The sequence below is a fragment of the Azospirillum sp. genome (genome assembly GCF_050789165.1).
Window position 1 is genome coordinate 55,547 of record NZ_JBOZRT010000054.1, and the last position, 13,973, is coordinate 69,519.

Consider the following 13,973-nt stretch of genomic DNA (forward strand, 5'->3'; position numbering starts at 1 on the left):
TCAGAGCCGCATGTGCCGGGCGCGCGCCCCGCGCTCGATGGCGGCGGCGCACAGGCGGTCGACGCCCAGCTTGTGGCGCAGCAGCTCCAGCAGGCGCAGCTCCTCCTGGGTCGCGGTGGCGTCGGCGGCGGCGATGTCGCAGGCGACGGCGTAGGCGGTCTCGCACAGCTTGGGCGGCAGCCAGGCCTTGATCTGCTCCAGCGTCTTGTCCAGGCCGTTCGGGTCGTCCAGCAGCTTGGTGCACTCGCCGGCCACGGCGAACAGCCGGTCGGTCTCGAAATCCTTGAAGATCGGCAGGTAGCGGACGTTCTCCGCGATGGCCTCCAGCTCAAGGTCCGTCATGTCGGCGTCCGACGCCGAGACGAGGACCATGACATAGATGAGCGCGCGGTGATGGTCGTGCATGACAGCTCCTGGGAAACGGGTACGCGCAATCTTGCCCGCCACCCCCGCGCCGTCAAGCCTGGGCGGCGCTTTGCGCAGGTCGACAGGCGCCGCCGCGTCCCCTACCTTCGTCGCGCATGTCCGTCGTCGTCAACGTCGTCCTCCCCGTCTTCGCCATCATCCTGGCCGGCTACCTGTCGGGCAAGGCGAAGCTGCTCGGCTCCGCCTCGTCGGAGGCGCTGAACAAGTTCGTCTACTGGATGGCGCTGCCGCCGGTGCTGTTCCTCGGCACCGCGCGCCGGCCGCTGGCCGAACTGCTGAACGGCCCGTTCATCGGCGCCTTCCTCGGCTCCATGCTGATGGTCTACGCGCTGGGCGCTCTGCTCGGCCGGGTGCTGCACAAGGAGAAGTCGGAGACCCTGTGCATGCAGGGGCTCACCGCCTGCTTCTCCAACACCGGCTACATGGGCATCCCGCTGTTCATCGCCTATTTCGGCGCGGACCGGCTGGCCCCGGCGATCCTCGCCACCGTGATCATGAGCGCCATCATGGTCGGCATCGCGGTGATCTGGCTGGAGTTCGCCGCCAGCCACGGCCAGGGCATGGGCAAGGCGCTCCGCGACGTCGGCAAGGCGGTGGCGAAGAACCCGCTGATCGTCTCGACGGCGGTGGGCGTGCTGTGGTCGCTGCTGCTGCCGCAGGGCTCGGTGCCGCAGCCGATCGTCACCTTCTGCGAGCTGATGGGCGCCGCCGCCGGCCCCTGCGCGCTGGTCGCCATCGGCCTGTTCCTGGCGACGCGCGAGATCCGGGCCCCCATCGGCGAGATCGCCTGGGTGGTGGCGCTGAAGCTGCTGGTGCACCCGCTGCTGTGCTGGCTGCTGATCCGCACGCTGTTCCCGATGGACGCGTTCTGGACCGCGTCGGCGATGGTCCTGGCGGCGCTGCCGACGGGTGCGCTGACCTTCGTGGTGGCGACGCAATACCGCATCTACATCGAGCGCACCTCGGCGGCGATCCTGGTCTCCACCGTGGTCAGCGTGGTGACGCTGAGCGTCGTGCTGGCCGCCTACGCGCCTGGATAAACCATTACTTAACCATACACGAACAGCGGCAATCGCCGGTTTCGTGAATTCTTTGTCATCATGGCGATCGTGGTAATCCATTCGCCGCATATCGACGTATTCTCCCGAAGAGACGGGGCCGAGCGGCCTGTGTTGCCGGCAACGCGCACCGTCCGTGTCAAGCTGGGCCTCTGAACGCGCAGGCCCCGGGCAGGGAGAGCTGGAGACAATGACGCACGACATCGGCTGCGCGGGCATGGCGCAGCCTCCCCGGAGCACCGCCGCCAGGGTTTCGACTCGAAACATTTTCAAAAGAGGTGAGGCATGAGCACCCTGTCGATCCGGTCCAAGGTGCTGGCGGCGTTCGCCTGCGTGCTGGCGGTGACGGTCGGGCTCGGCCTGTTCGCGGTGGAGCGGCTGAGCGTGCTCAACCACGACGCGGCGATGGTCCGCGACGATTACCTGCCGAGCGTCGGCATAGTCGGCACCATCGACACGGCGGCGCAGCAGTTCCGCATCCAGGAGGCCTCGCACATCCTCGCCGCCACGCCGCAGGAGATGCAGACCTACGAGGACCGCATGGCCGCGCTGCTCGACGAAATGGCCGCGCTCCGCGCCCGCTTCGAGCGCGAGGCGCTGTCCCCCGGCCGCGAGACCGAGCTTTACACGCGGTTCGCCGCGGCCTGGGACGCCTACCGCGCCATCGGCACGGACAAGCTGCAACCGCTGTCGCGCGCCAACGACAACGACAACGCCGGCCGCGTCTTCCGCGGGGAGTCACGCGAGGCGTTCCTGAAAGCCGCCGGCCTGCTCAAGGATCTCATCGACCTCAACACCGAGGAGGGCCGCGCCGCCGCCAACCACGGCGAGCAGACCTACACCGCCGGCAGGATCTGGATCGTCGCGGCGCTCGGCCTGGCGGTGGCGATCTGCCTGGCGGCCGGGCTGTTCCTGGTGCGGGCGGTGTCGAACCCGATCCGCACGCTGACCGGCACCATGGACCGGCTGGCGCGGCACGAGCTGTCCGTCGCCGTCGAGGGCACGCAGCGCGGCGACGAGATCGGCGCCATGGCGCGCGCCGTCCAGGTGTTCAAGGACGGCCTGATCGAGGCCGAACGCCTCGCCGCCGCCGAGGCCGCCGAGCAGCGCGCCAAGCTGCGCCGGACCGAGACGGTCGACCGTCTGGTCCGCGACTTCGAGGGCACCATGGCCGGCGCGCTGGAGACCGTCGGCGCGTCCGCCGGACAGCTCGACAGCACCGCGCGCGGCATGGCCGAGGTGGCGCGCCACGCCAGCGGCGAGGCGACGGCGGCCTCCGCCGCGGCCGGGCAGACCTCCGCCAACATGCAGACGGTCGCCTCCGCCACCGAGGAGATGACCAGCTCGATCCAGGAGATCGGCCGTCAGGTCTCCCGCTCCACCGCCATCGCCGGGCAGGCGGTCGAGCAGGCGGCGCACACCAACGACACCGTGCGCGGCCTGTCCGAGGCGGCGCAGCGCATCGGCGAGGTGGTGCAGCTGATCAGTTCGATCGCCAGCCAGACCAACCTGCTGGCCTTGAACGCCACGATCGAAGCCGCCCGGGCGGGCGAAGCCGGCAAGGGCTTCGCCGTGGTGGCCTCGGAGGTGAAGAACCTCGCCAGCCAGACCGCCAAGGCGACCGAGGACATCGCCGCCCAGGTGCAGGCGATCCAGACGGCGACCGGCGGCGCGGTGGACGCCATCCAGGGGATCAGCGGCACCATCGTGACGATCAACGAGATCAGCACCGCCATCGCCGCCGCGGTGGAGGAGCAGGCGGCGGCCACGCACGAGATCAGCCGCAGCGTCCAGCAGGCCTCGGCCGGCACCCAGGAGGTCACCGGCAACATTGCGCGCGTCAGCCAGGCCGCTGACGAGACCGGCGCCGCCGCCACCCAGGTCCTCGGCGCCGCGGGAGCCCTGACGAAGCAGGCCGACACCCTGCGCGGCGAGGTCGAACGGTTCCTGAGCGCCATCAAGGCGGCGTGACGCAACCTACGCCCTCCCCTGCCTCCGGCGGGGGAGGGAGGGACCCGCGGCATCGCCGCGGGAGGGTGGGGGCTACGGCGTCCCCAGAAGCCGCTGCCCCCTCCTAACCTCCCCCGCCGGGGGCGGGGGAGGGACTGGTGCCTTCCCCCAAAAACTCCCGCGTGATCGCCACCGCGTCCTTGAGCCCGACCCGCTGCACCTCGACGCCCTCCGGGAACGCGCCGAACAGCCGCGACGGCATCATCGGGTCGAGCAGCACGAACACGCCCACGTCGTCGGCCCGGCGCACCAGCCGGCCGAACGCCTGCTTCAAGCGCAGGCGCGTCAGCATGTCCTCGTAGCGGCGGCGTCCGAACGCCTCGCGGCGCGCGCGGTGCAGGATGTCCGGCCGCGGCCAGGGCACGCGGTCGAAGACGATCAGCCGCAGCGACCGCCCCGGCACGTCCACGCCGTCGCGCACCGCGTCGGTGCCCAGCAGACAGGCGTGCTCCTCGCCACGGAAGATGTCGATGAGGGTGGAGACGTCGAGCGGATCGACGTGCTGCGCGTACAGCGGCAGTCCGGCGCGGTCCAGCGGTTCGGCCAGCTTCTCGTGCACCGCGCGCAGGCGGCTGATCGCGGTAAACAGGCCCAGCCCGCCGCCCTGGGACGCCAGGAACAGCTCGCGGTAGGCCGCCGCCACCTGCCCCAGATCGTCCTTGCGCACGTCGGTGACCACCAGCACGCGGGTCTGCGCCTTGTAGTCGAAGGGCGACGGCACCTGGGCGCGCACCGCCGGCCGCGGCAGGTGCAGCGCCCCGGTGCGCGCCTCCGCCGCCTCCCAGTCGAGCGCCACGTCGCCGGTGCCGTCGGTCAGCGTCGCCGAGGTGACCACCATGCCGTGCGCCTGGGCATTGACCGCCTCGATGAAGGGGACGGTCGGGTCCACCCAGTGGCGGTACAGGCCGACATCGACGTCGCGCCCCTCCTGCCGCTCCACCGCGAACCAGTCGACGAACTGCGGCGGCGTCGCCTCCTTCAGCGAGGCCAGCATGGCGCGCCACGCCTCCACCGTCAGCGTGCCGCGGCGGTGCAGGCTGCGGGACATCGCGTCGATGCGCCGGCGCTGGTCGGCGTCCAGCTCCGCGGCCTCGTCGTCCAGCCGGCTGGCGAGGCGCTGCGACAGCGCCGCCAGCGGCTTCGACAGCGCGCCCAACGCTTCGCGCAGCTCGTCGGCGGCCTCCAGCAGGCCGTCCACCGGGTAGCCGGTGTCGGCCTCCAGGCTGTACGGACCGGCGGCGCCGTCGGTGCGGGCGTAGACCTGTTGGCGGGCCAGCAGCAGGAAGCGCTCGGTCGGGCCGTTCGGATTGTCGGCGGAGAGCCGCGCCGCCCAGCCGTCGCCCGGCAGCCGGAACGCCGCCATCAGCACGGCGTCGAGCTGCTCCTGCGCCTTGTCGTCGCCGGCCACGAGGTCCTCCAGCCGGCGCTTCAGCCCGCGCGCCCGGCCGCGGCTCTCCTCCGCGCCGAGCAGCCAGCGGCGCAGCTCCTGCGTCTCGCGCCCGGTGAGGTGGCCGGCGAAGGCGTTGTCGGCGGCGTCGAAGACGTGGTGGCCCTCGTCGAAGACGTAGCGGGTCGGCAGGCCGATGTCGTCGCCCCCGCCCAGCGCCGCCTGCACCATCACCAGCGCGTGGTTGGCGATGACCACGTCGGCGCGGCGCGCGCGGCGCACGCTCTTCTCGATGAAGCACTTGGCGTAGTGGTCGCAGGCGGAATAGACGCACTCGCCGCGCCGGTCGGCCAGCGTCATCGTGCGCGCCCGGCCCAGCAGATCGACCAGCCAGCCCGGGAAGTCGCCGCCGTTCAGGTCGCCGTCGCGCGTCGCCGCCACCCAGCGCGCCATCAGCCCGACCGCCACGGCGTTGTGCGGCTGCGTGGGCAGGCCGCGCACCGCGTCCTCCAGGTTCAGCAGGCACAGGTAGTTCTCGCGCCCCTTGCGCACCACGACCTTGCGCGCCTTGGTGGCGGGATCGTCGAACAGGCGGTCCAGCTCGCCGTCGATCTGGTGCTGGAGGTTGCGGGTGTAGGTGGAGATCCACACCGTGCCGCGGTTCTTCTCCGCCCACACCGTGGCCGGGGCGAGGTAGCCCAGCGTCTTGCCGACGCCGGTGCCGGCCTCGGCCAGCACGAGGTTCGGCGTGTCCGGCGCCGGGCGCGGCGCGAAGGCGCCGGACACCGCGCTGGCGTAGTCGGCCTGCTGCGGCCGCGGCTCCGCCACCTTGCCGGAGACCTGGGCGGAGAGCATCGCGGCCAGCCGGCGGCGCGCCTCCTCCGGCTCGACGGGATGGTGAGCGGGCGGCGGCGGCGGCGCTTCCTGGTCGACCTCCTTCAGCCGGGTCCAGACGCGGAAGCCGTGCAGGGCGCGCCCGCGCTCCGGCCCGTTCGGCGCACCCAGCGCGGTCAGCACCATTCCCGCCCACGGCCAGCCGGCGCGGCCCATCTCCCAGGCGATGGCGACGGGATCGGATTTCTCCTCGCGCGCCGGAGCGGCGATGAGCTTCAGCAGCATCCACGCGGCGCGCTGCAGCGCCACCGCCTCGGCCTCCAGCCCCTCGGGGTGCGGCAGCTGCAGCGCCTCGGCCAGTCCGCGCGGGGTGGGCACGCAGAAGGCGGCCGGCTTGACGAAGGCGAACAGCTCCAGCACGTCCAGCATCGGGAACGGATCGGTGCCCAGCCGCCGCGCCGCCGTGCGGGCGTGGCAGACCACCGGCGTCTCGCGCCGCGCCCGCTTGGCGGCGGTGGCGCGGCTGAGGGTCTCCACCTCGCCGTCGGCGCTCATCCACACGACCTGCCGAGCGCCGGCGACGATGACCGGCGCGGTGTCGAGGGACAGGGGGTGGGAGGTCGGGTGGGACGTGTGCATGCCGCGTGCAGTATAAGGGGCCGGCAGCGCCGGTACGAGCACCCCCGTTGCGCCTTCTTATAGGTTTTTTTTCGGCCGACACGATGGAATTCGCAGTCCCTACCCCCTTCGGACGTGCATGCTGCGCCGGCTGATCCGCGCCCTGTTCGCCCTGGCGCTTGCCCTGGCGGCGCTGAGCGTCGGCTGGGTGCTGCTGTACCGCGTGGCGCCGGTGCCGGCGACGCCGCTGATGCTGATCCGCGCCGCGGGCGGGTCGGAGATGCGGCACGACTGGGTGCCGACGGCGCGCATCGCGCCGGTGCTGGCGCGGGCGGTGATCGCGTCCGAGGACACCAAGTTCTGCGGCCACGGCGGCTTCGACTGGGACGCCATCGAGGACGCGTTCGACGACAACGGGGACGGCGGGCGCCTCAAGGGCGGCTCGACCATCAGCCAGCAGACCGCGAAGAACGCCTTCCTCTGGCCCGACCGCACCTGGACGCGCAAGGGCCTGGAGGCCGGCTTCACCCTGCTGATCGAGGCGCTGTGGCCGAAGCGCCGGATCATGGAGGTCTACCTGAACATCGTCGAGTGGGCCGATGGCGTGTACGGCGCCGAGGCCGCCGCGCGGCACCACTTCGGCAAGCCGGCCTCGTCCCTGACGCGCCGCGAAGCCGCGGTGCTGGCGGTGCTGCTGCCCAGCCCGCGCCACTGGACGCCGGGCACGCCGTACGTGCAGCGGCGCGCCGGAGTCATAGAGCGGCGCATGACAGTGGTGGAACGGGAACGGCTTGACGACTGCGTGCGGTGATAGGCGGAAGAAGCCCTCCCCCAGCTCCGCTGGGGGAGGGTTGGGTGGGGGCAACGGTCTCCCCGAGGAACCATAGCCCCCACCCTCCCCGCTTTGCGGGTCCCCTCCCTCACCCTGCGGGGCAAGGGGAGGGCATCACCTCCTCACCAGAAGTGCGTCAGCTCCGCCCCCGCGGCGAAGCCGCCGGCTCCCGCCGCGGCCCACGCCGCATCGTGCACGCCGTCGCCGGCGTCCGTCACCACCACATGGTCGGCGACCACGTCGGCCGCCCCCTTGGCCGGCGCGTTGTGGACGGTGTTGTGGTCCAGCGTCAGCGTGCCGGCGGTCAGCAGGGTCGCGTAGTGGTCCATCGGCTGCGTGCCCTCGATCACGTTGCCGGTGACCACGTTGTCGGCCGGCCGGCCGAGGTCGCCGGCCTTCGGCACCCACTCGACGCGGATGAAGGAATCGCTGGGGTTGTCGATCACCCCGGCGTTGTTGGTCACCGCGTTGTCGTGGCCGCCGTGCACGTAGATGTTGGCCCACGAGCTGCCGGTCACCCGGTTGCCGTCCACCGTCACGCCGCTGGTCAGGTCGTCCAGCGAGATGCCCCAGCCCTTGTGGTCGGTCAGCCACTCGCCGGAGCCGCGCGCGGTGGCCAGCCCGCCGCTGTCCTCCACCACGTTGCCGCGGATCACCGAATGGGTCTCGCGCGCGGAGCGGCCCAGCATCTCGATGCCGCCGCCGTCGGCGGTCTCCTGCCCGGCGTGGCGGACGCGGTTGCCCTCCACGAGATTGTCCTCGTTCCGCTGGCCGTCGCCCCACTCCTTCAGCGAGATGCCGTAGCGGGCGGCGTCGCTGATGTCGTTGTGGCTGATGGTCAGGTGGCTGCTGCCCACCGACGTGATGCCGCCGCCGCCCTTCACCAGGGTGCCGACGTGCTCGATCACGTTGGCGTAGACGCGGTTGCCGTCGGAGGCCTGCTCCATGGTGATGCCGCTGTCGGCGAGGTCGCGCAGCGTGTTGCCGGCGATGCGGTTGCCGGTCGAGGCGTACGCCGCCACGCCGGTGCCGACGTTGCTGAACGTGTTGCCGCCCAGTTCGTTGCTGTGCCCGCCCGACAGCACCACCGCCGCGCCGTCCCAGCGGCCGTCGGTGAAGGTCAGCCCGCTCAGCGTCACGTCATTGGTCTTATTGAGCGTCACCAGCGTGCCGAGGCGCGGCACCACCACGCCCTGCTCCTCGAAGTGCGCCGCGTCCTGCGGCTTGAGCACCAGCCGGTGGTCGGACTCGCGCCAGGCAAAGTCGCCGGCGTCGCGGATCAGCGCCGGATCGTTGAGCAGCCGGTAGGTGCCGCCGGCACGCAGGTCGTACTGCGATTCCTGCCCCAGCGTGATGGTGTGGGCGCCGCGGTCGATGGCGGTGACGTCGGCGATGCGGTCGGACAGGCGCTCGTAGTCCAGCGCCTGCACCTTCAGGCCGTCGTGCGCGACGATGCTCTCGGGCACCGTGCCGCGGGCGGTGAAGACGCCCTTCGCGGCGCCGCCCGGCGCGTCGCCGATCACCTGCCAGCCGGAGGTGGTGGGATTGGCCGGGTCGCGCACGCCGGTCTGCGCCACGTGCTGGCGCGCGCCGCCGATGGTCAGGTCGAGGTCGCTGCGCTGGGCGAGTTCGGCGGAGTACAGGCCGTTGCCCTCGTCGCGGAAGCCGTGCACCACCTCGCCGCCGCTGATCACCGGCGCCTCGCCCTGATAGGCGGCGATGGTGTGGCCGGCGTCGCGGGCGTCCAACTCCAGCGTCTGCGTCAGATGGTAGGTGCCGCCGCGGACGTAGGTGGTGTCCGCCTCCCCGGCGCGCATCGCGTCACGCGCCGCGGCAAGGCTGGCGAGCGGCCCGTCCGTTCCCTCGGCGTTGGGCGCGGCCAGTTTGCCCGACCACGTGTCCTTGCCTTGGGTCGAAACGTAAAGGGCGGTCGTCATGGATCGCTTGCCTCCGTGCTGTGTGCCGGGGAGGAAGCGCCAGTTATGGTTAACGTAAACTTACCTCACACTCTTGCCACGCTTGCGGCGAATTTTAGGGAAATCGGGAACGCCGGCCGTCACGTCCCGCCGTCGCCCTCACCGCCATCGCCGCCATCCGGCCCCCCGTCCGGACCGCCCTCCGGGCCGCCGATGGGGGGAACCGCGGCCGTGCCGCCGGCCGCCGGTTCGCGCGGGCGGTCCCGCTTGGACAGCAGGATCATCACCGCGCCGACGATCACCCCGAGGACGATCCAGCCCATGCTCACACCCCCGCGTCGGCCAGCCGCAGGCTGACCACGCCGGCGACGATCAGCGCGAGGCCCAGCAGCTTCAGCGCCCCGGCGCCCTCGCCGAAGACCAGGATGCCGATGACGGCGATGGCCATGGTGCCGACCGCCGACCACACCGCGTAGGCAACCCCGACCTCCAGGCTGCGCAGCGCCCAGGCCAGCAGCGTGAACGACACGCCGTAGCACAGCACCACGGCCAGCGCCGGCCATAGGCGCGTCATGCCGTCCGACAGCTTCATGGCGGTGGTGCCGGCGATCTCGAAGCCGATGGCGACCGACAGATAGACCCAACCCATGGAGGCGCGTTCCCCGGCTGCGGCGATGCGGTGAGGGTGGCAAGGCTCGGCCGTTGACGCAACCCCGCTTCCGCCCTAGGGTCCGCCTTCCCCTATTATGGAAGTGTGGCGAAGGAACTCGGGCTATGACGGGCGAGCGGGAACTGGCGTTGCAGGCGAAGGCGTGGCCGTTCGAGGAAGCGCGCAAGCTGGTGGCGCGCTTCGCCAAAACGCCGCCCGCCAAGGGCTACGTCCTGTTCGAGACCGGCTACGGTCCGTCGGGCCTGCCGCACATCGGCACCTTCGGCGAGGTGGCGCGCACCACCATGGTGCGCCAGGCGTTCCAGCGCATGTCGGACCTGCCGACCAAGCTGTTCGCCTTCTCCGACGACATGGACGGCCTGCGCAAGGTGCCCGACAACATCCCCAACAAGGAGATGGTGGCCCAGCACCTCGGCAAGCCGCTGACCCAGGTGCCCGACCCGTTCGGCACGCACGACAGCTTCGGCGCCCACAACAACGCGCGCCTGCGCGCCTTCCTCGACCAGTTCGGCTTCGACTACGACTTCCAGTCCTCGACCGAGTGGTACAAGTCCGGCCGCTTCGACGAGGCGCTGCTGAAGGTCCTGGCCAACTACGACGCGATCATGGCGGTGATGCTGCCGACTCTGGGCGAGGAGCGGCAGCAGACCTACAGCCCGTTCCTGCCGGTGTCGCCGTCCACCGGCCGCGTGCTGCAGGTCCCGGTGCTGGAGCGCAACGTCGACGCCGGCACCATCGTGTTCGAGGACGAGGACGGGAGACGAGTCGAGGTCCCGGTCACCGGCGGCCACGTCAAGCTGCAGTGGAAGCCCGACTGGGGCATGCGCTGGTACGCGCTGAGCGTGGACTACGAGATGGCCGGCAAGGACCTGATCCCCTCGGTCGAGCTGGCCGGTAAGATCGTGAAGATCCTCGGCGGCACGCCGCCGGAGGGCTTCAACTACGAGCTGTTCCTGGACGACAAGGGGCAGAAGATCTCCAAGTCCAAGGGCAACGGCCTGACCATCGAGGAGTGGCTGACCTACGCCCCGCCGGAGAGCCTGTCGCTCTACATGTTCCAGAAGCCGAAGACGGCCAAGCGCCTGTACTTCGACGTCATCCCGCGCGCGGTGGACGAGTACGTCGCCTTCGCCGCCAAGCTGCCGCAGGAGGAGCCGGCCAGGCAGCTGGAGAACCCGGCGTGGCACATCCACGACGGCAAGCCGCCGGCGGTGCGCGCCGACCTCAGCTTCGGCCTGCTGCTGAACCTCGCCGGCGTCGCCAACGCCGAGACGAAGGACGTGATGTGGGGCTTCATCAGCCGCTACGCCCCCGGCGTGACGGCGCAGAGCAACCCGCTGCTCGACCGCATGGCCGGCTACGCGGTGCGCTACTACCAGGACTTCGTGAAGCCCACGAAGCAGTACCGCGCCCCCACCGACGCCGAGCGCGTCGCGCTGGACGACTTGGTGAACCGCCTGACCATCCTGCCCACCGACGCCAAGGCCGAGACCATCCAGAACGAGGTGTTCGAAGTGGGCAAGGCGCATGGCTTCACCGAGCTGCGCGCGTGGTTCCAGGCGCTCTACGAGGTGCTGCTGGGCCAGACCACCGGGCCGCGCATGGGCTCGTTCATCGAACTGTACGGCGTCGAGGAGACCAAGGCGCTGATCCGGGAAAAGTTGGGCTGACGGAGCATACCTTGGGCGGAGCCATGCGCGTTGTGCAGCGCACACATACGCACTTGGTATTACCACTTGGCAGCATATCCGGGTAGGTTCCGCGGGACTACGGCACTCGTGCCGTGCGTTTCCTCCCTAGACTTCGGGCCGCTGTCGTTTGACAGCGGCCTTTTTTCTTGGGCGCGGGTAGGCCAAAGAGCCGGCCGCCCCTGTGACCGCCGTCACAGCCACGCCTCCGTCATTCGATAAAATGCGAGATAAATCCAATCCTCTCGCATCGCGGCGGCCATGAGCGACCACGACCTGCACCCCACGCGCCCCGGCGCGCTGTCCGAGGCCCCGGCGGCCGCGGCCCCGCACATGGGCGTTGGCGTTCCGTCCTTCGTGCAGCACCACGGCATCGCCCGCGCGCTGGTGCAGACCTTCCAGGAGGCCATCGGCGCGCAGATCGCCCTGCGCGGCGCGCTGACCCAGGAGGAGTTCGGCCGCGCCTTCGACCTGATGATGGAGAACTGGCCGCGCACGCTGCCGCTGTTCGCGCGCACCTGCCGCGGCTGCCAGGACGGCCGCACCGACCCGGCCGACTCCGTCACGCTGGAGCTGACGCCGGGGACCGAGGACGGGCGGCGGCGCGACTTCGTCACGCGGCTGATGTATTCCACCGTCACCCAGAAGGTGCCGGAGATCGCCGACCCGATCACCGGCAACGTCTTCCCGCGCGTCATCGTGCCGGGCCTGCAGGCCAACCTCGCCGCGCTGTTCTACGACAAGGAGTGGGAGGCGATGAACGCCGACGCCCGCTCGATATTCCAGCTCACCCGCGCCGAGCGCGAGGAGGAGGTGTGGCCGCGGGTGTCCCGCCACCCCACCCTGCCGGTGCTCAGCCACGCGCTGTTCGTGCGCGTCATGCTGCGCTTCAAGCAGTTCCACTTCCAGCGCCAGAGCTTCATGCGCCGCATGGCGACCGCCGTCGATGCCCGCACCTTCACCTTCGCCGACGAGCATTTCGAGCTGATCTTCGAGGCGCTGTTCGGCCACCTGCGCGAGGAGATCCGCACCGAGCTGGGCCGCGCCCGCATGGACGTGCGCTACGGCGACGAGACCTCGGGCCACCTGCTGCGCATCTTCGATGCCTTCGACACCCTGCGCAAACAGCGCGCCGTGCCGGTGCGCACCGTGGGCGGCGCCGTGAAGCCGCCGGCCACCGCGGCGTTGGGGCGTCGCCGGTAAAATGTATTTTAGAAAAATGCCGAATTAGCCACCCGTTAACCGAGGTGGCGTTCCGATGGATCAAACTGGTTCACTCCTCGTCGCCTCGAAATCGGGGCTTCAACCCGGGATCGAAAACCGTGACCGGCAAACCGCATCTCCTCCGGCCGCGTCCGCCGGCCACCCACGACAGCCCCGGCCCCGCACAAGGCGTGGCGCCGGAGCAGCTCGACTACCTGTTCGACGAGCCCGCCGTGCCGGAGCCGACGCCGGCCCGCGCGCTGGGCGCGCTGCTGGCGCAGTCCCGCCTGTCCGGCTGGGGCGACGAGGCGGTGCGGGCGGCGCTGGCGCGCCAGCTCTGCCGCCTGCTGCCCGACCTGCCGCCGGACGGCCGCGACACCGTCGCCAGCGTGGCGCTGCGCGCGCTGGAGCAGCTGGCGCGCGACCACGTCACCTTCGTGCGCGCCGCGCTCGCCACCGCCATCAAGGACATCGCCTGCGCCCCGCCGCCGGTGGTGCAGAAGCTGGCGCGCGACATAGAGCGCTCGGTCGCCGAGCCGATCCTGCACTGCTGCGCCACGCTGACCGACTCCGACCTGCTGACGGTGATCGCGGCGCAGCCGGCGCCCTGGGCGCTGTCGGCCATCGCCGGCCGCGCCAGCGTCAGCGCCCCGGTCTCCACCGCCATCGTCGAGGCCGGCGACGCCGAGGCGACCGGCGTGCTGCTCGACAACACCGGCGCCGTCATCCCCGAGCAGGCGCTGGAGCGCGCCGTCGAGGACTCGACTCGCCACCGCGCCCTGCAATCCAAGCTGGCGGCGCGCCCGGCGCTGCCGCCGCGCCTCGCGCTGCGGCTGGCCGACTTCGTCGACCGCTCGGTGATCGCGGTGCTGCGCTCGCGCCCCGACTTCGACGAGTCCACCGTCGCCGAGATCGCCGCCGCCGTCCGCCGCCGCGTCGAGTGGATCGAGCGCGCCCCCTCCGAAACGCCGGAGCGCCGGGCGCTGCGCCTGCACCGCGCCGGCGCGCTGGACGAGACCGCCATCGGCGACGCGCTGTCGTGGAACGAGGTCGGCTTCGTGCGCGCCGCGCTGGCGCTGCGCGCCGGGGCGCCGGTGCAGGCGGTCGGGCTGGTGCTGGACTCCGGCAACCCGCGCGCCGTCACCGCGCTGGTCTGGCGCGCCGGCTTCTCGATGCGCTGCGCCATGCAGGTGCAGGCGCGCGCCGCCGGCATTCCGCCGCACGCCATGCTGAACGCCCGCCAAGGCACCGACTTCCCGCTGCCTCCGGCCGAAATGGCGCGTCAGTTGGAGCTGTACGGGTTGCGTTGACGCGTCCGCTGCGGCAAAAAA

Annotated in this window: 11 protein-coding genes; 6 read left to right on the forward strand and 5 right to left on the reverse strand. The window is 71.3% G+C overall.

Annotated features, from left to right (window positions below; genetic code table 11):
• Positions 1-405 (reverse strand): tellurite resistance TerB family protein, encoded by a 405-nt coding sequence (locus ACRWK7_RS13035; RefSeq protein WP_431856663.1) that lies wholly within the window; start codon positions 403-405, stop codon positions 1-3.
• A 116-nt stretch (positions 406-521) separates the two neighbouring features.
• Between ACRWK7_RS13035 and ACRWK7_RS13040 the strand changes: the two genes are divergently transcribed.
• On the forward strand, positions 522-1,466 hold the full coding sequence (locus tag ACRWK7_RS13040) for an AEC family transporter (protein WP_431856664.1): 945 nt from the start codon (positions 522-524) through the stop codon (positions 1,464-1,466).
• Positions 1,467-1,769: 303 nt separating this feature from the next.
• Positions 1,770-3,455, forward strand: a complete 1,686-nt coding sequence (locus ACRWK7_RS13045; RefSeq protein ID WP_431856666.1) for a methyl-accepting chemotaxis protein — start codon at positions 1,770-1,772, stop codon at positions 3,453-3,455.
• Between the two features lie 103 nt (positions 3,456-3,558).
• On the opposite strand, the gene ACRWK7_RS13050 is transcribed toward ACRWK7_RS13045, so the two are convergent.
• Positions 3,559-6,354, reverse strand: coding sequence for an ATP-dependent DNA helicase (locus ACRWK7_RS13050; RefSeq protein ID WP_431856667.1), 2,796 nt, complete (start codon positions 6,352-6,354; stop codon positions 3,559-3,561).
• A 118-nt stretch (positions 6,355-6,472) separates the two neighbouring features.
• Between ACRWK7_RS13050 and mtgA the strand changes: the two genes are divergently transcribed.
• Positions 6,473-7,144, forward strand: coding sequence for a monofunctional biosynthetic peptidoglycan transglycosylase (mtgA, locus tag ACRWK7_RS13055; protein WP_431856669.1), 672 nt, complete (start codon positions 6,473-6,475; stop codon positions 7,142-7,144).
• Positions 7,145-7,287: 143 nt separating this feature from the next.
• On the opposite strand, the gene ACRWK7_RS13060 is transcribed toward mtgA, so the two are convergent.
• From ACRWK7_RS13060 to ACRWK7_RS13070, 3 genes are all read right to left on the reverse strand, one after another.
• The gene (locus ACRWK7_RS13060; RefSeq protein ID WP_431856670.1) at positions 7,288-9,102 is read right to left on the reverse strand and encodes a right-handed parallel beta-helix repeat-containing protein; all 1,815 of its coding nucleotides are present in this window, start codon (positions 9,100-9,102) and stop codon (positions 7,288-7,290) included.
• Positions 9,103-9,221: 119 nt separating this feature from the next.
• Complete coding sequence (locus tag ACRWK7_RS13065) at positions 9,222-9,404, reverse strand: hypothetical protein (RefSeq protein WP_431856671.1); 183 nt, start codon at positions 9,402-9,404, stop codon at positions 9,222-9,224.
• A 2-nt stretch (positions 9,405-9,406) separates the two neighbouring features.
• Positions 9,407-9,730 carry a DMT family transporter gene (locus tag ACRWK7_RS13070; RefSeq protein WP_431856672.1) on the reverse strand — a complete coding sequence of 108 codons (324 nt, stop codon included), beginning with the start codon at positions 9,728-9,730 and terminating at the stop codon, positions 9,407-9,409.
• Between the two features lie 125 nt (positions 9,731-9,855).
• On the opposite strand from ACRWK7_RS13070, the gene ACRWK7_RS13075 reads away from it, so the two are divergent.
• From ACRWK7_RS13075 to ACRWK7_RS13085, 3 genes are all read left to right on the forward strand, one after another.
• A complete protein-coding gene (locus ACRWK7_RS13075) occupies positions 9,856-11,421 on the forward strand; it encodes a lysine--tRNA ligase (RefSeq protein ID WP_431856673.1) in 1,566 nt (521 codons plus the stop codon).
• 279 nt (positions 11,422-11,700) lie between these two features.
• Entirely contained in the window at positions 11,701-12,642 is a 942-nt protein-coding gene (locus ACRWK7_RS13080) for a hypothetical protein (RefSeq protein WP_431856674.1), read from the forward strand.
• Positions 12,643-12,761: 119 nt separating this feature from the next.
• Positions 12,762-13,952, forward strand: a complete 1,191-nt coding sequence (locus ACRWK7_RS13085) for a DUF2336 domain-containing protein (protein ID WP_431856675.1) — start codon at positions 12,762-12,764, stop codon at positions 13,950-13,952.
• Positions 13,953-13,973 lie beyond the last annotated feature (21 nt).